Genomic DNA, 14951 nt, shown 5'->3' on the forward strand with positions numbered 1-14951 from the left:
CATGTTCAGGAAATTAACCACGGCGCTGCTGGCGTTGATGCTTGTCTGCGGGCAGGCCTTTGCCGATGTGCGCATCGGCACCTGGAACCTGGAGCACCTCAGCGTGCGCCCCGGCAAGGACTTCACCAGCATTGCCAAAGTGGCACAGAACGTCGACTTTCTCGCGGTACAGGAATTGATGAACGAGGACGGCTTGACCGCCCTGCAGAAAGCCCTGGAACAGGCCACCGGGAAGAAATGGTCGGCCATGGCCTCCCACCTTACCGGGCGCAGCTCCTACAAGGAGATGTACGGCTTCGTCTGGCGTGACGACGCTGTCTCCTACGAAGACGGCGCCGTGACCTACCTCGACAAGGGCGACCACTTCGAGCGCGAGCCCTACTCGGCGCGCTTCCGCAACCTGAAGGACAATACCACCTTCGTCGCCGCCACCGTGCACATCCACTACGGCAAGACCGTGGCCGACCGCACCAAGGAAATCGCCGTGCTGGGCGACTACTGGGACTGGTTGAAGAGCGTGTATGACGGCAACACCAACATCATGCTGATGGGCGACTTCAACACCCCGCCCACCTCCACCGCCTGGGCCGGCCTGCGCACCAGCGCACGCCCGTTGATGCTGCAGGGCGCCAGCACCCTGGCGACCACCGACGGCCAGTTCTCCAACCTGTATGACAACATTTTCGTGGCCAACGAAAGCACCATCAACGTCAAGAGCGTGAAGGTGTTCGACTACCCGGCCTACCTGAAGATGACCAACGCCAAGGGCCGTTCCAGCGTGTCCGACCACGCGCCGATCTTCATGGACGTGGTGATGGGCGGCAAGGCAGCGGGCAAGGCCGCGCCGTTCGCCGTTGCCAAGCCTGCGGCTCCGGCTGCGACCCAGCAGGTGGCCAGTGCCGCCAGCACTGCCGCCGGCGCCGTGCGTGGCAACCGCACATCCATGACCTACCACCGCCCGGACTGCCCGTCCTACGGCTCGATCGCCGCCAAGAACCGGGTGGAATTCGACAGCGAGGCCGCAGCCCTGGCCGCCCATTACCACATCGCCGGCAACTGCCGCTGATGCGGGCGCCGCTTTGACATTCAGACGAGGTTATTGATGAGACGTGTGATTCTAGCCATGTTGGCCGTGGTGCTGACGACCGCCGCAGGCAGCGCGATGGCCCGCGACCTGAGCCGCCACGACCGCAGTATGTGCCAGTGGGGTGCAGAGGCTGCGCGCCAGGCGCAGCAGTGGAAGCTGTCGGGGGTGACCCTGTACAGCGCGCGGCGCAAGGTGCAGCAGCATCGCTATAGCCAACCCTGGATGCGCAAGATGGCCCTTGGCATCACCGAGCAGACCTACCACAGCCGCTCGCGCCTGCGGCCCACCGCGGTGAAGCAGACCTACTACCAGGGCTGCGTACGCCACGAAATGGCCCGCCCGCACCGCTGACCCCAGCACCCGCTACACAATCTTTGTGGGAGCGGGTTCTACCCGCGAAAAGCACAGCGCTGTATGCCTGACTCACTGCGGCGCATTCTTCGCGGGTAGAACCCGCTCCCACAGGAAAAATGAGTGTTATCCACGCAGGCGCGCCATGGTGTAGACGTTGACCAGGCGGCCATCACGCACCGCATAGTCGCGCAACTCGCCCTCCACCTCGAAACCGAACTTGCGATACAGCGCCAGCGCCGGCGCGTTGTCGATGTACACCGTCAATTCCACCCGGCGCAGCGCCATCCAGTTGTCCGCCACTTCCAGCGCGGCCGCCAGCAACCGACTGCCTACGCCCTTGCCCTGCCAGCGCGGCGCCACGCCGATCGCCAGTGAGCCGCCATGGGCCAGGCGCACCCGTTCGTTCTGCCACAGGCCGCAATGCCCCACCACCTGCCCCTGGTCAACCGCCACCAGCGCCACGCGGCGTTCATTGTCTACCCCTGCCGCCATGCGTTTGCTCCACAGCTCACCGGTGGGCCAGGGCATCTGCAACACTTGCCGGGCTACGCCCGGGTCCCCGTACAGCTGGGCCAGGCCCTGGGCGTGCTGCTGGGTGGCTGCTTCCAGGCTTATATCGTCAGGCGATCCGTTCACGGGCTGCACTCCTTGTCAGTGAAGCCCGAGTGTACGGGACCCTCGGCCACCGCGACCAGTCAGTTCGCCTGGTGCTCCACCACCACTGACTTGATACCTTGGGACGCCAGCAGTTGCGCACGCTTCTGCTCGGCCTCTTCCTTAGTCTGGAACGGCCCCAGGTACACCAGTTGCTTGCCGTCACGCTGGGTGACGCTGGCGATGAAGCCGTTCTCGATCAGGCGCGCGGTCATGTCGCTGAGGGCGCCCATGTTGGCGCCATCGACGACCTGCACTTCCCAGCCGTGGGCGGCCTGGGCGGCAGCGGCGCCAGGCTCGGCATTGGCCGTCACTTCCTGGGCTTCACCGCACACTTCGCGCACCTTGGGGTTGTTGCCGTCTTCGTCGATGATGGCGGTAAAGCCATCTTCAGTCTTGATGGCCGCGTAGTTGCGATAGCCTTCGAACTGGCCGGCGGCGTTCTTCTGCCGCACCTGGCCGCAGACATCGCCCTTGGCGGTGGTGCGCACGTTGGTGAAACGCGCCGTCTTGGGATTGTCCAGGTGCAGCAGTACGGCCTTGGCCGACTCTTCCACCGCGCTGCCACAACCGGCCAGCATCAGCACCGCACCTACCACGATCAATTTGCGCACACGCCCACCTCCCGAATATGATCGGCCGATTTTACCACCGATCGTCGCGCAGAGGCCCGCCCAGGCGCGCGGAACCGTGCCATGACGTTACGCTGTAATATGAACGTGATTCTTTCGAAGCGCCGCGCGCAGGACAAGCGATGAAGTTAGTAATGCTGCTACTGCTGCTGGTGTTCGCCCTGATACTGCTGGCGGCCGCGTTGAACGCCGCCGCCCCCTGAACCCCCATTGCTGCCCAAGACAAGCCTTTACCGCCTTACAGAGACCACCATGATTGCCAAAGACCGCACCCAGCTTGCCCTGGACAAATTCGCCGCTGCCAACCCGCACCTGTTGGAAGAAACCAAGGCCCTGAGCCCCGAGGAACAACAGCAGCAGCTGCAATGGGCGTTCGACGACCAGGCCGAGGAACAGGGCATCGAGCCTTGGGAGCTGACCCTGGAACTGATCGCGCAAAGCCCGGAGGAGCTAAAGGCCATGCGCCTGGAAGTGCACCGGGAAGTGGCCGAAGCCTTGGGCATGAGCTGGGAAGAGTACTGCTCGTTCAACGACATCGAGCCCTGAACCCCCGAAGCAGCTGGAGGCCCCAAATGGACAACGAACCTGAATTCGACCACGGCGACGAAGCACCGCTGAACGACCTGGACGAGGGCGAGGAAGAGGTGGACACCAGCGAGGTGCTGCCGGACGAGTCCGACAGCTATGTCGATGAGGGCATCAACAGCGTCGACTAGCCGTGCACCACGGCGGGCGCGGGCAGGTCGCCTACCCCGCGGTAGCGCACCAGCACGCCGCGCAGCTTGTGGTCACGGCGCAATTGGTCGAGTTTGCGGGTGGCATCGGACTTGCTGTCGAACGGCCCCACGTACACGCGACTGACGTTGTCCTCCCGCGCCACGTACGGTGCATAGCCGTAGCCCGCCAGCTTTTTGCTCATGGCCGCAGCGGATTCGGCGCTGGTGGAAGCCACCTTCACCGACCACTTCACCCCGGCGATTTCATTCGGCCCCTTGGCAGCCGCCACGGGCGCGGCTGGCGCCTGGGCAGGTGCGGGTGCCGGCGCTGGCAGCGCAGCCAACGGGTAACCGCACACCTGGGCGGCGTCGGCGTTGGTGGCCTGTGGGTCCAGCACTACCTCAAAGCCACCCGCGCCCTTGCGCGCCAGGTAATGCCCGTAGCCCGAGTAGGCGCCGTAGCTATTCTTGCCATTGACCTCGCCGCAGACGCTGCCATCTGCCAGCTCGCGGTCTTCACGAAACTGCGCCGACCCCGGGTCCATCAATTTATAGGCCACGGCCTTGTGGGCGTCCTGTACGGCGCTGTCGCCACAACCGGCCAGCGCCAGGGCGACCATCACAACAGAAAGCGTGCGCATGATGAGACCTCCACGAGGGGACTACACCCATGATTCTAGCAGCGCCGCAGCACAGGGCAGCGCATTCCATGCCAGACCTTGCCTGACTATAGGCCGGGGCGGCGACAGCCGACAAGCGGTCGAAGGGGTGAAGGGAGCGATTTCATGAAAGCGGCGCAGGCGATCATTCCACCGACGCGGCAGGCGATACCAATGGTGATACCACGCTTGTGCAAGCCGACACCACCGAAGCCCATCCCATCGCAAGCGCACCCAGCAAAATGCCAGCCTTCTGCTCCTTCAGCACACCGAGTTCCTCAGGAGGCACACCATAGGCGGTAACCCCCAGCAACACCGCCGCAAAGAAACCTGAGCAGGACATAGCAATCATGACCGCATGGGTCAGGCCGGGCACTTTGCGCCGAACCCCGCACAAGGCCAGGTAGATAAAAATACCGAGCAGGCTGAACGCAATGGACCAGCCAATCTGATCGAACTCGGTAGCCATCGCCGCCACTCAGCCCGCTCGGACCGCGAACAAGCCAAACAGCAGCCCCACCAGCGCCCCTACCAGCATGCTGGCAGTGCCCGGGACCAGCGCATTGGCAATGGTTGCGCTCCCGGCCACGGCGGCGACGAGCGTTACACTGCTCAAACGCGCTGGCGCCACGGCAATCGAAAATAGAGAAGGCTTCTTGCCTGGCATGATTGCACTCCTTGGAAAACCCTTGGGCGAGCCGGCACCCGTTGATGCCGGTACAGCGAGTATGAGTACCCGCTGCGAGCACAACAACCCAAGGAATCCAAATCAGAAGCGTCCTACATCACCCATGGAAGGCGTGCGTACGGACGTGCATACAGGCGTTACAGGCAGGTACTCAACGCCGCCAACCGCTGCTGCGACAAGGGCACGCCGCGTTCGGCGAAGTAGGTCACCGAGCTGCCGGCGCCCGCCTGGCGCACGTCGGCGAAGTTCTTCGAATCCACCATCACGGTCAGGCTGCCATCCTTGGCAGGCTCGGTGTGGGAGTCGGCGGCGGCGCCGGACAACACTTCGTCCTGCCAGGAATATTCGATGCACTGGGCCACGTCCTTCGCCGGCTTCTGCGACGTGAACGCGCGGTAGGCGCCTTCGCTGCGCACCTGGTCCATGTTCGCCGACATGCAGCCGCCCAATGAAACCAGCAGCATCGCGCTCAACAGCTTACGCATAGTGTTCCCTCATGATTGGTCTGGGGCGGGACTCTACCATCACGACGGCGCGGATGCTCAGGCGACCCATTGGCAGCCGCGACATTTTCTGCGCACAAACAAAAAAGGCGACCCTTTCGGATCGCCTTTTTCACACCGCCCAGCAGAGCGGATTTTGTTTGGTAGGCGCGATTGGACTCGAACCAACGACCCCCACCATGTCAAGGTGGTGCTCTAACCAACTGAGCTACGTGCCTGCTGTGAGGCGGTATTCTACGGATTTGCCGGGGGCTGTCAACGCCTTTTTGAGCTAACTTACTGAATAACCGAAATTTTTGCTCAAAACACGCTTGCAAGTTAGCGCTGGAATCCGGATTTCATCTCAGGTACGATTCGCCAACACGTCAAAAATATAAAACAGAGGTTGCAGCAATGGCGAACACCCCCTATCCACAGTCCTACTACGCCGCATCAGCCAATGCCGCGCCTTCACGCCCGTCCTTGCAGGATGAAGTGCAAACTGACGTGTGCATCATCGGCGCTGGCTACACCGGCCTGTCCAGCGCACTGTTTCTTTTAGAGAACGGCTTCAAGGTCACCGTGCTGGAGGCCGCCCGCGTCGGTTTTGGCGCGTCGGGCCGCAACGGCGGGCAGATCGTCAACAGCTACAGCCGCGACATCGACGTCATCGAACGCACTGTGGGCCCCAAGCAGGCGCAACTGCTGGGCCAGATGGCCTTCGAGGGCGGGCGCATCATCCGCGAGCGCGTGGCCAAGTACAACATCCAGTGCGACCTGAAGGACGGTGGCGTGTTCGCCGCCCTCACCAGCAAGCAGATGGGCCACCTGGAATCGCAGAAGCGCCTGTGGGAGCGCTTCGGCCACACCCAGCTGGAACTGATGGACCAGCGCCGCATCCGTGAAGTGGTGGCGTGCGACCAATACATCGGCGGCATGCTGGACATGAGCGGCGGCCACATCCATCCGCTGAACCTGGCCTTGGGCGAGGCTGCGGCCGTGGAATCCCTGGGCGGTACCATCTATGAACAGTCGCCGGCGGTGAAAATCGAGCGCGGCGCCAACCCGGTGGTGCACACCCCCAACGGCCGCGTGCGCGCCAAGTTCGTCATCGTCGCCGGCAACGCCTACCTGGGCAACCTGGTGCCGGAACTGGCATCCAAGTCGATGCCGTGCGGCACCCAGGTGATCACCACCGAACCGCTGAGCGACGAGCTGGCCAAGACCCTGCTGCCCCAGGACTATTGCGTCGAGGACTGCAACTACCTGCTGGACTACTACCGCCTGACCGCCGACAAGCGCCTGATCTTCGGCGGCGGCGTGGTGTACGGCGCCCGTGACCCGGCGAACATCGAGGCCATCATCCGGCCGAAGATGCTCAAGGCCTTCCCGCAGCTCAAGGACGTGAAGATCGACTACGCCTGGACTGGCAACTTCCTGCTGACCCTGTCGCGCCTGCCGCAAGTGGGCCGCCTGGGCGACAACATCTATTACTCCCAGGGCTGCAGCGGCCACGGCGTGACCTACACGCACCTGGCCGGCAAGGTGCTGGCCGAGGCGCTGCGTGGCCAGGCCGAGCGCTTCGACGCGTTCGCCGACCTGCCGCACTACCCCTTCCCCGGCGGCCAACTGCTGCGCACCCCGCTGACCGCGCTGGGCGCCTGGTACTACAGCCTGCGTGACCGCCTGGGCGTGTAAGCTCGGCAATGAAAAAAACGGCACCCTGGGGTGCCGTTTTCGTTACTGCGCGCCGAGGGTGCGCGTGGCCTGGGCCGCGGCCTGTTCCTGGCCGGCCTGGCCCAGGTCATGGGCAGCCTTGAGCCAGCGCTGGCGATCGACGTTGGCGGGCAACTGCCCTGGCTTCTGCACCAGCACCGCCCAGTGCCCGGCGCTCTTCCAGGCCGAATCGAAGCTGGCGAAATCCATCAACTTGCGCCGATCGTTGCCCGAACGCAGCAGCACATGCTGCTTGTAGCGGTCATAGCCCACCAGCAACGCGTAGCGCGGGCTGGTCCAGACCTTGCCCTCCATGTAGCGCACCAGCACCGGGTAGCCGGCCGCCACCTGGGCAAACAACGCCGGCAGGTCGTCGGCCAGGGGGTAGACCACCATGCCGTATTCCTGGGCCGTGGCCTGCAGGGAGGCCTGCAGCTTGTCCTCGCCGCCCGGCAGGTGCAAGGACTTGTCCAGCAGGCCAGGGGTAATGATCACGCCCTGCTGCGACAGCGCGCTGGCCAGGGCCATGGAGGCGCCCTGCTCGGCATCGCCGCGGAAGAACGGCACGCTGCTCAGCTCGACCCGATCCGGCAGGCCCTTGATGGGCGGTGCCGGCTTGTGGCCGGCGCAACCGGCCATGGCCAGGGCCAAAAGCACCGGAGCGAAGCGTTTGACCAAGGGGGTGTGGAATCGGGCAAGTCCCTGCAAAATTTAGCCTCACTGTCGGTGGAAGGCCGCCCATCGGGCGGCCGGGGCCCTGATCATAGGCCGCAGCCCGGCCGGGGTATAGCGTTTGCGTGCGGTTTCACCCTGGCCATAGAGCCAATCAACCCAAGTCTGCGACCTTTGGTCAATAGTCTGAAACACGCCACCGACTAGACTGTCACCTGTAGTACCCCGAACACACAAGGAGGCACCCATGAGCCTGACCATGGCCATTGTCATGATGATCGGCGCCTGGATCCTGGTGGCCGCCGCCATGCTATGGGGTGTGATGCGCATTGCGCGCCGCCACCAGCACCCTGCCCCAACCAAGCCTGCCCGCGACACCACACCCCACGCAACCGCTGACGCCGCACACCTGTAGCCGCTGCCGAAGGCTGCGCTGGCCCCGATCCACCCTGCAGATCTCGCGTGTATTCGAGGGCCAGCGCAGCCTGGCGGCAGCGGCTACGGCCCCTTTATGACACGACTGTGGCTTCACGCTTCTGCCGGGCGCGGCGGCCCAGCATGTTCAAGCCTTCGATCAGCGCCGAGAACGTCATGGCGGTGTACACGTAGCCCTTGGGCACATGGGCGCCGAAGCCTTCGGCGATCAGCGTCATGCCGATCATGATCAGGAAGCCCAGGGCCAGCATCACCACCGTCGGATTGTCGTTGATGAACCGCGCCAGGGGCTCGGCGGCCAGCAGCATCACCAGCACGGCGCTGATCACGGCGATGATCATGATCGGCAAGTGCTCGGTCATGCCCACGGCGGTAATGATACTGTCGATGGAGAACACCAGGTCCAGCATCAGGATCTGGCAGATCGCCCCCACGAAGCCCATGGCCACCTTGCCACCCACGCTGGCCTCCTGCTGGGCGCGGGGGTCGACGCTGTGGTGAATCTCGCGCGTCGCCTTCCACAGCAGGAACAGCCCACCGGCGATCAGGATCATGTCCTTCCACGAGAACGCCTGGCCGAACAGGTCAATTACCGGCTCCGTCAACTGCACGATAGACGCCACGGTGCTCAGCAGGCCCAGGCGCAGCACCAGCGCCATGCCGATACCTATGCGCCGCGCCCGCGCCTGGAACTGCTTGGGCAGCTTGTTGGTAAGAATCGAGATGAAGATCAGGTTGTCGATGCCCAGCACGATTTCCATCACCACCAGGGTGGCCAGGGCGATCCAGGCGGTGGGGCTGGAAGCGAGTTGCAGAAGATAGTCCATGGGGGCGCTGCTCATGCGGTTGAGTGGATAGCGCGCAGTCTAGAAACTTTGATACCTCAGAAAAATTCGTATTTTTCCCCGCTATACTTCGGTTTTTCCGAATCGGCACTGTCATGCTCAATTACCGCCAACTGCACTATTTCTGGACCGTGGCCAAGACCGGCAGCATCACCCGCGCCGCCGAGCAGTTGAACCTGACGCCGCAGACCATCAGCGGCCAGATTACTCTGCTGGAACAGACCTTCGGCATCGAATTGTTCCAGCGCGTGGGCCGCCAGCTCGAACTGACCGACGCCGGGCGCCAAGCCCTGCCCTACGCCGAACAAATGTTCCAGCTAGGCAACGAATTGCAGACCCTGCTGCGCGGCCAGGCCGGCCAGCAGGTGTTGCCCCTGCGCGTGGGCGTGGCCGACGTGGTACCCAAGTCGATTGTGTATCGGTTGATTGCACCGAGCATGCACCTGCCCGAGGCCGTGCACATCACCTGCCGCGAGGACAAGCTGGAGCGCCTGCTGGCCGACCTGGCCGTGCAGCGCCTGGACCTGGTGATCTCCGACAGCCCCATGCCCGCGCACCTGGACATCAAGGGCTACAGCCAGAAGCTGGGGGAGTCGGGCATCAGTTTCTTCGCCACCCCAGCCCTGGCGGCAGAGTATGGCCCTGGCTTCCCGGCCAGCCTGGAAGGCGCGCCATTGTTGATTCCCGGCCAGGAGACCATGGTGCGCAGCCGCCTGCTGCGCTGGTTCGGCGAACAGCTGATCCAGCCGCGTATCGTCGGCGAATTCGACGACAGCGCCCTGATGCAGGCCTTCGGCCAATCCGGCAGCGGCCTGTTCATCGGCCCCAGCGTGATCGCCGAGGAAATCCAGGCGCAGCACCGGGTGACCCTGGTGGGCCAGACCGAGGCGGTGCGCGAGTCGTTCTATGCGATTTCGGTGGAGCGCAAGGTCAGCCATCCCGGCATCGTCGCCATCACCGAGGGCGCGCGCCGGGAGCTGTTCGGCTGAGGTCAGGCGGCAGGGGCCGGTGCAGCCAGGCGCGAGCTCATCATCAGCCACGCCAGGGCAATGGACAGCAGCATGAAGCCGGCGGCGGCGAAACCGACGCTGCCCAGGCCCAGGGTGTCGATCACCCGGCCACCGACAATGGCGCCCAGGCCAATGCCCAGGTTGGCACCGGCAATGTTCAGCGATGCCGCGAACGCCGGCGCCTGGGGCGCGGCCTTGATCAGCCGCACCTGGCTGACCAGGAACAGCGCCGCCTGGGTCACGCCCCAGATGGCCAGGGCCACGGCCAGGCCGAAGGTGGAATGAATGGTCGGCACCACAGCCACCAGGCCACCGACCATGAAGGCCGAGAACAGCATCGAGGCAATCAGCGGGTGGCGGTCCACCAGGCGGCCGCCCAGGGAGTTGCCGATCAGGCCCACGGCGCCGAACGCCATCAGGCACCAGCCCACCACCGCGCCGTCGAAACCGGCCAGGCGTTCGAGGATATCGGCCAGGTAGGTATAGGCGGTGAACATGCCGCAGAACACCACGATGGACAGCAGCACATGGCCCTGCATCAGCGGGTTGCGCAGGATGGCGAACTGCGAGCGCAGCGAGCGCTCCTCGCCCCGTGGCGCGCTGACAGGCAGGAACACCGTGAGCAGCAGCGCCTTGGCCAGGGCCACGCCGGCGATAATCCAGAACGCCGCGCGCCAGCCCAGGGCGTCACCGATCAGGGTGCCCACGGGAATGCCGAACACGGTGGCGCAGACGATGCCGAAACCGATCTTGGCGATGGCGCGGCCGGCATGGTCGGGGCCGACGATGTCCACGGCGGTTTCGCTGGCCAGGGCCCAGAACACCGGCAGCCCGAGGGCCGGGATCAGCCGGGCGATGCCCATCACGATGATATTCGGCGCCAGGGCGGCAATGACGTTGGCCACGGCGAACAGCAGCAGGATGGTGACGAACAGGCGCTTGCGCTCGAAGCGTGCGCAGTACGCAGTCAGGAATGGCCCGAGGGCGGCGACGGTAAAGGCGAACAGGGTGACCAGCAACCCGGCCTGGGACACGCTGACGTGCAGGTCGCGGGCGATCGCCGGCAACAGGCCGACGATGACGAACTCTGTGGTCAGCACGGTGAAACCGGCAGCCGACAACAGCAAAATGGGGAACAGCATTGCAACCTCGGAGAAGCAAAATATAGAACAACAGACGCAGCCCACCGTAGCCGCTGCCGGAGGCTGCGCTGGCCCTGAAACACGCTGCATATTTTCGGCGTACTCAGGGGCCAGCGCAGCCTGGCGGCAGCGGCTACGGCAAGGGGGTGAAGCCTTGGGCGATCAATAAGCGCCCATGAAATCGCGCTTGCCCACTTCCACGCCGTTGTGGCGCAGGATGTCGTAGGCAGTGGTGACGTGGAAGAAGAACTGCGGCAGGCCGTAGTGCAGCAGGTAGGTCTGGCCGTTCAGTTTCTTCTCTTTCGGGGTGCCCTGGCGCAGCACGATCTCGCGACCTTCCTGGCCGTCGATCTGCGCGGCGGCCAGGCCGTCGATGAAGCCCAACACCTTGGCCAGCAGCGCCTGCAGGTCAGCGAAGCTCTGCTCGGTGTCGGGGAACGACGGCACTTCGACACCGGCCAGGCGCGCCGACACACCCTTGGCGAAGTCGACGGCGATCTGCACCTGGCGCACCAGCGGGAACATGTCCGGGTACAGGCGCGACTGCAGCAGCACCGACGGCTCGATGTTGCGGGCCGCGGCGTGGTCCTCGGCCTTCTTGAGCACATCGCCCAGGGCCAGCAGCAGTTGCTTGAAGACGGGAACGGAGGCAGCGTACAGAGAAATGCTCATGGGAGCTCCTGATAACGTTTGTAAAGGCAGTGAGCCGGCAATGATAGACCTGTGCCGGCGCGGCGTCCGGTGTTTTATTGCATACTGGCGTTTCCGCCGACCTTCATGCCCACGGAGCGCCCCATGTCAGCCGAAAACGCGTCCCCCACCGAACACCTGACCCTGAGCGCCGGCGAAATCCGCATCCTGGGCGCGCTGATCGAGAAACAGGCCACCAACCCCGAGACCTACCCGCTGACGCTGAACGCGCTGGTGCTGGCCTGCAACCAGAAAACCAGCCGCGAGCCGGTGATGAACCTCACCCAGGGCGAGGTCGGCAACAGCCTGCGCCAGCTGGAAGGCCAGGGCCTGACCCGACTGGTGATGGGCAGCCGCGCCGACCGCTGGGAACAGCGCCTGGACAAGGCCCTGGAGCTGGTGCCGGCGCAGGTGATCCTGATGGGCCTGATGTTCCTGCGCGGTCCGCAGACGGTCAACGAACTGCTGACCCGCAGCAGCCGCATGCACGACTTCGAGGACAACGAGCAGGTGCTGCACCAGCTCGACCGTCTGGTAGCGCGCGGCTACGCCCTGCACCTGCCACGCCAGGCCGGCCAGCGCGAAGACCGCTACACCCACGCCCTGGGCGGCCCGGTGGACATGGACGCGCTGCTGGCCACGCGGCACAGCGCCGGCAGCGAGCGCGCCAGCCATGACAGCGGCGTCACGCTGGAACGCATGGAAGCCCTGGAGGCGCGCATCGCCGCCCTGGAAGAGCGGCTCGCGCGGCTGGAGTGATCAGCCGCGGGCGTATTCGGTGGCCAGGCGTACCTGCTCGTCGGTAGGCCGCACGCCGGTGTACAGCACGAACTGCTCCAGGGCCTGCAGGGCAATTACCTCCAGGCCGGTGATGACCTGTTTGCCCAGCGCCTGGCCCAGCTGCACGAACGGCGTCAACGCTGGCAGCGCCACCACGTCGAAGACGATGCTGGCCGCCTCCACCGCTTCTGCGGGGAACGCCAGGTCGTTGGCCTCCGGGCCGCCGCTCATGCCAATCGGCGTCACGTTCACCAGCAACTGCGGGCGCAGGTCGCCCAGCTCCGGGCGCCATTCGTAGCCCAGCTGCCGCGCCAACGCCGGGCCGCTTTCGGGGTTGCGCGCCACCAGGGTGCCCTGGGTGAAACCGGCATCACGGAACGCCGAGGCCACGGCCTTGCCCATGCCGCCGCTGCCGCGCAGGGCCAACGTGGTGTCGGGCGACAGGCCATGACGGTCAATCAATTGACGAATGGCGATGTAATCAGTGTTGTACGCTTTCAAATGACCGTTATCATTGACCACGGTATTGATCGACTGAATGGCTGCCGCCGACGCATCCAGCTCATCGACCAGCGCGATGACGGCCTCCTTGAACGGCATCGACACCCCGCAGCCCCGGATCCCCAGGGCGCGGATACCGCCAACCGCTGCCGGCAGATCGTTGGTGCTGCAAGCCTTGTAGTAATAATCGAGACCCAGCTGTTCATACAGGTGGTTGTGGAAACGCACGCCGAACGTACCCGGGCGCCCGGCCAGGGACATGCAAAGTACGGTGTCGCGTGTGGGAATCATGGGCATTGCAAGGCTCCATCACTGGCATGTAACTGAAATGTAAGGACACTGTGGTTCCAGACCTTACACAAAATTTACCAAACACCGTCGCAGATTCTTACAAATTCGCTGTCATAGTAGTGCGACAGTCCTTGGACCAACCATCCGGTCCCGGGTACTGGAATCGTAATATGAGGAACAAGTCATGATTCGTCAGCTTCCCAAGATTGCCTTGCTGGTCGGCGCCCTGGCCGTAACGGGCCAAGCGTCGGCCTACGGCCACGGTGGTCCAGGTGTGTTGGGTGCCGTTCTAGGTGGTGCTGTAGTCGGCGCCGTGGTGACCTCCGCCCTGGCGCCACGCGAAGTCGTGGTGCAACAGCCGGTCTACGCCGCGCCACCGCCACCGGTCTACGTCGCTCCACCACCGCCACCGGTGTACTACGCGCCGCAGCCGGTCGTGTACGCGCAGCCTGTCTACGCGCCGCCACCGCCGCCACGCTACTACTACGGTCGTCCGGGCTGGTAACACGCATCGCCACCGCATTCGCCCCTGGGGCGCTTGCGGTGAGCTGATGTGTCGAGTCAATGATCACTATTGAAAGCGGTGATTTCTCAGCGCTCCTGCATCGCCCTAAGCTGGGCACATGTTTCGCAGGAGTCAGCCATGAACACCGTCAGCATCATGTCAGTCATCGGCAGCGCCGTTCCCGCCAACCTTCGCGACCTGGGGTTGCTGGCCTGCTGGTATGTGGTCAAGGACGGCGAACCGCTCAGCGGCCCCCTGTTGTCGCTGGACCAGGCCAAGGCCCTGTCCTTGAGCTTCAAGGGTCAGCAACCGGCCACCCCGGCGGTGACCCACTGACCCTGCACCGCGAATTTATCCCGTGCGTTGCTCTCGCACCCCCTTGCCCCGCCTGCGTCGCGGGGCTTTTTAATTGGGCGCCTGTAGCAGCGGCCACAGGCCGCGTCCCAGGCACCCCATCGGGCCGGGACGCGGCCTGCCGGGGACTCAGGCGCGCTCAGCCATCAGCACGTTCGCCTGCGCCCGCTGGGCCAGTTTCTGCAGGCGCTTTTCCAGGCCCTGCAGCACCGCGCGATCAGAGCGGCCGCTTTCCAGCTCGTCGATCAAGGCATTCACCACCTGGCGCAGCTCATGGGCGATGACAATGCGGTCGTCGTTGTTGTCATGCTTGTGCGACTCGAACAGCCGGTGCAGGTAATCCTGCAGCACCGCCTGCACCCGGTGCCGGTCGGTGGCACGCCAGTGCGCCATGCTCACGCCCACCTGGTTGAGCAGTTCCTGGAACTCCAGCACCAGGTACTGCAGGCGCCGGGCATAACCCACCTGCCCTTCGCGCCACTGCTTGTGCTGCGCGGCCGCTTCCTGCTTGCGCTGCAACGCCGGCACGGCGATGGCCAGCATCAGCGCGATGACCACCGCCACCGCCTGCACCCAGGCCAGGGCGTCCAGCGGTTTTTGAATGAACGCACACAACAGCAGGACCACCGCGATGACGCTGCTCCACAGCAGCAGTGCCCTGTAATCCTTGCTGAAGAAACCCTTAAGCATTGCGCGACTCCCGAGTCGTTTTTTAGCGTTTTTGGAAGCAGATATCCG

22 protein-coding genes and 1 tRNA gene are annotated in these 14951 nt (G+C 64.4%); 10 read left to right on the plus strand and 13 right to left on the minus strand.

Annotation, left to right across the window (positions count from 1 at the left end; genetic code table 11):
• Position 1: 1 nt before the first annotated feature.
• Both AC0J42_RS21425 and AC0J42_RS21430 read left to right on the plus strand, forming a co-directional pair.
• Positions 2–1066 carry an endonuclease/exonuclease/phosphatase family protein gene (locus AC0J42_RS21425; RefSeq protein ID WP_473003671.1) on the plus strand — a complete coding sequence of 355 codons (1065 nt, stop codon included), beginning with the start codon at positions 2–4 and terminating at the stop codon, positions 1064–1066.
• A 36-nt stretch (positions 1067–1102) separates the two neighbouring features.
• Entirely contained in the window at positions 1103–1438 is a 336-nt protein-coding gene (locus tag AC0J42_RS21430) for a hypothetical protein (protein WP_416425666.1), read from the plus strand.
• Positions 1439–1564: 126 nt separating this feature from the next.
• On the opposite strand, the gene AC0J42_RS21435 is transcribed toward AC0J42_RS21430, so the two are convergent.
• The gene (locus AC0J42_RS21435; RefSeq protein ID WP_473003674.1) at positions 1565–2077 is read right to left on the minus strand and encodes a GNAT family N-acetyltransferase; all 513 of its coding nucleotides are present in this window, start codon (positions 2075–2077) and stop codon (positions 1565–1567) included.
• Between the two features lie 59 nt (positions 2078–2136).
• Complete coding sequence (locus AC0J42_RS21440; RefSeq protein ID WP_416425669.1) at positions 2137–2709, minus strand: SPOR domain-containing protein; 573 nt, start codon at positions 2707–2709, stop codon at positions 2137–2139.
• A gap of 270 nt (positions 2710–2979) precedes the next feature.
• Here AC0J42_RS21440 and AC0J42_RS21445 point away from each other — a divergent pair, with 270 nt between their 5' ends.
• Positions 2980–3273, plus strand: coding sequence for a DUF6388 family protein (locus tag AC0J42_RS21445; protein ID WP_416425671.1), 294 nt, complete (start codon positions 2980–2982; stop codon positions 3271–3273).
• A 26-nt stretch (positions 3274–3299) separates the two neighbouring features.
• Positions 3300–3443, plus strand: a complete 144-nt coding sequence (locus tag AC0J42_RS21450; RefSeq protein ID WP_416425672.1) for a hypothetical protein — start codon at positions 3300–3302, stop codon at positions 3441–3443.
• Here the strand turns inward: AC0J42_RS21450 and AC0J42_RS21455 are convergent.
• From AC0J42_RS21455 to AC0J42_RS21475, 5 genes are all read right to left on the minus strand, one after another.
• Complete coding sequence (locus AC0J42_RS21455; protein WP_473003676.1) at positions 3440–4084, minus strand: SPOR domain-containing protein; 645 nt, start codon at positions 4082–4084, stop codon at positions 3440–3442. The genes AC0J42_RS21450 and AC0J42_RS21455 overlap by 4 nt on opposite strands.
• Before the next feature lie 163 nt (positions 4085–4247).
• Positions 4248–4571 (minus strand): hypothetical protein, encoded by a 324-nt coding sequence (locus AC0J42_RS21460; RefSeq protein ID WP_473003678.1) that lies wholly within the window; start codon positions 4569–4571, stop codon positions 4248–4250.
• 9 nt (positions 4572–4580) lie between these two features.
• Positions 4581–4769 (minus strand): hypothetical protein, encoded by a 189-nt coding sequence (locus AC0J42_RS21465; protein WP_416425678.1) that lies wholly within the window; start codon positions 4767–4769, stop codon positions 4581–4583.
• 158 nt (positions 4770–4927) lie between these two features.
• Positions 4928–5275: a hypothetical protein gene (locus AC0J42_RS21470; protein WP_416425680.1), complete on the minus strand. Its 348-nt coding sequence runs from the start codon at positions 5273–5275 to the stop codon at positions 4928–4930.
• A gap of 159 nt (positions 5276–5434) precedes the next feature.
• Positions 5435–5511, minus strand: a tRNA-Val gene (locus AC0J42_RS21475).
• Between the two features lie 175 nt (positions 5512–5686).
• Between AC0J42_RS21475 and AC0J42_RS21480 the strand changes: the two genes are divergently transcribed.
• Entirely contained in the window at positions 5687–6970 is a 1284-nt protein-coding gene (locus AC0J42_RS21480) for an NAD(P)/FAD-dependent oxidoreductase (protein WP_416425682.1), read from the plus strand.
• Positions 6971–7012: 42 nt separating this feature from the next.
• On the opposite strand, the gene AC0J42_RS21485 is transcribed toward AC0J42_RS21480, so the two are convergent.
• Positions 7013–7627, minus strand: a complete 615-nt coding sequence (locus tag AC0J42_RS21485; RefSeq protein ID WP_416427432.1) for a peptidase C39 family protein — start codon at positions 7625–7627, stop codon at positions 7013–7015.
• A 280-nt stretch (positions 7628–7907) separates the two neighbouring features.
• Here AC0J42_RS21485 and AC0J42_RS21490 point away from each other — a divergent pair, with 280 nt between their 5' ends.
• On the plus strand, positions 7908–8075 hold the full coding sequence (locus AC0J42_RS21490) for a hypothetical protein (protein WP_473003680.1): 168 nt from the start codon (positions 7908–7910) through the stop codon (positions 8073–8075).
• Positions 8076–8169: 94 nt separating this feature from the next.
• Here AC0J42_RS21490 and AC0J42_RS21495 read toward each other — a convergent pair whose 3' ends face one another.
• A complete protein-coding gene (locus AC0J42_RS21495; RefSeq protein WP_473003682.1) occupies positions 8170–8922 on the minus strand; it encodes a TerC family protein in 753 nt (250 codons plus the stop codon).
• A gap of 113 nt (positions 8923–9035) precedes the next feature.
• Here AC0J42_RS21495 and nhaR point away from each other — a divergent pair, with 113 nt between their 5' ends.
• Positions 9036–9929 (plus strand): transcriptional activator NhaR, encoded by an 894-nt coding sequence (nhaR, locus tag AC0J42_RS21500; protein ID WP_416425687.1) that lies wholly within the window; start codon positions 9036–9038, stop codon positions 9927–9929.
• 2 nt (positions 9930–9931) lie between these two features.
• Here the strand turns inward: nhaR and AC0J42_RS21505 are convergent, their stop codons facing one another.
• Together AC0J42_RS21505 and AC0J42_RS21510 are read right to left on the minus strand one after the other, a co-directional pair.
• Positions 9932–11092: an MFS transporter gene (locus AC0J42_RS21505; protein ID WP_473003684.1), complete on the minus strand. Its 1161-nt coding sequence runs from the start codon at positions 11090–11092 to the stop codon at positions 9932–9934.
• A gap of 162 nt (positions 11093–11254) precedes the next feature.
• A complete protein-coding gene (locus AC0J42_RS21510; RefSeq protein WP_473003686.1) occupies positions 11255–11764 on the minus strand; it encodes a DUF1993 domain-containing protein in 510 nt (169 codons plus the stop codon).
• A 123-nt stretch (positions 11765–11887) separates the two neighbouring features.
• Here AC0J42_RS21510 and AC0J42_RS21515 point away from each other — a divergent pair, with 123 nt between their 5' ends.
• Positions 11888–12541 (plus strand): YceH family protein, encoded by a 654-nt coding sequence (locus AC0J42_RS21515; protein ID WP_473003689.1) that lies wholly within the window; start codon positions 11888–11890, stop codon positions 12539–12541.
• Here the strand turns inward: AC0J42_RS21515 and AC0J42_RS21520 are convergent, their stop codons facing one another.
• Positions 12542–13360 (minus strand): shikimate 5-dehydrogenase, encoded by an 819-nt coding sequence (locus AC0J42_RS21520; protein ID WP_416425693.1) that lies wholly within the window; start codon positions 13358–13360, stop codon positions 12542–12544.
• Between the two features lie 178 nt (positions 13361–13538).
• Here AC0J42_RS21520 and AC0J42_RS21525 point away from each other — a divergent pair, with 178 nt between their 5' ends.
• Together AC0J42_RS21525 and AC0J42_RS21530 are read left to right on the plus strand one after the other, a co-directional pair.
• Positions 13539–13859 carry a hypothetical protein gene (locus AC0J42_RS21525; RefSeq protein ID WP_416425694.1) on the plus strand — a complete coding sequence of 107 codons (321 nt, stop codon included), beginning with the start codon at positions 13539–13541 and terminating at the stop codon, positions 13857–13859.
• Between the two features lie 138 nt (positions 13860–13997).
• Positions 13998–14195 carry a hypothetical protein gene (locus AC0J42_RS21530; RefSeq protein ID WP_473003691.1) on the plus strand — a complete coding sequence of 66 codons (198 nt, stop codon included), beginning with the start codon at positions 13998–14000 and terminating at the stop codon, positions 14193–14195.
• A 147-nt stretch (positions 14196–14342) separates the two neighbouring features.
• On the opposite strand, the gene AC0J42_RS21535 is transcribed toward AC0J42_RS21530, so the two are convergent.
• Entirely contained in the window at positions 14343–14903 is a 561-nt protein-coding gene (locus AC0J42_RS21535; RefSeq protein WP_473003692.1) for a hypothetical protein, read from the minus strand.
• Positions 14904–14951 lie beyond the last annotated feature (48 nt).

It is taken from the genome of Pseudomonas sp. Tav-5-1A, assembly GCF_055755055.1.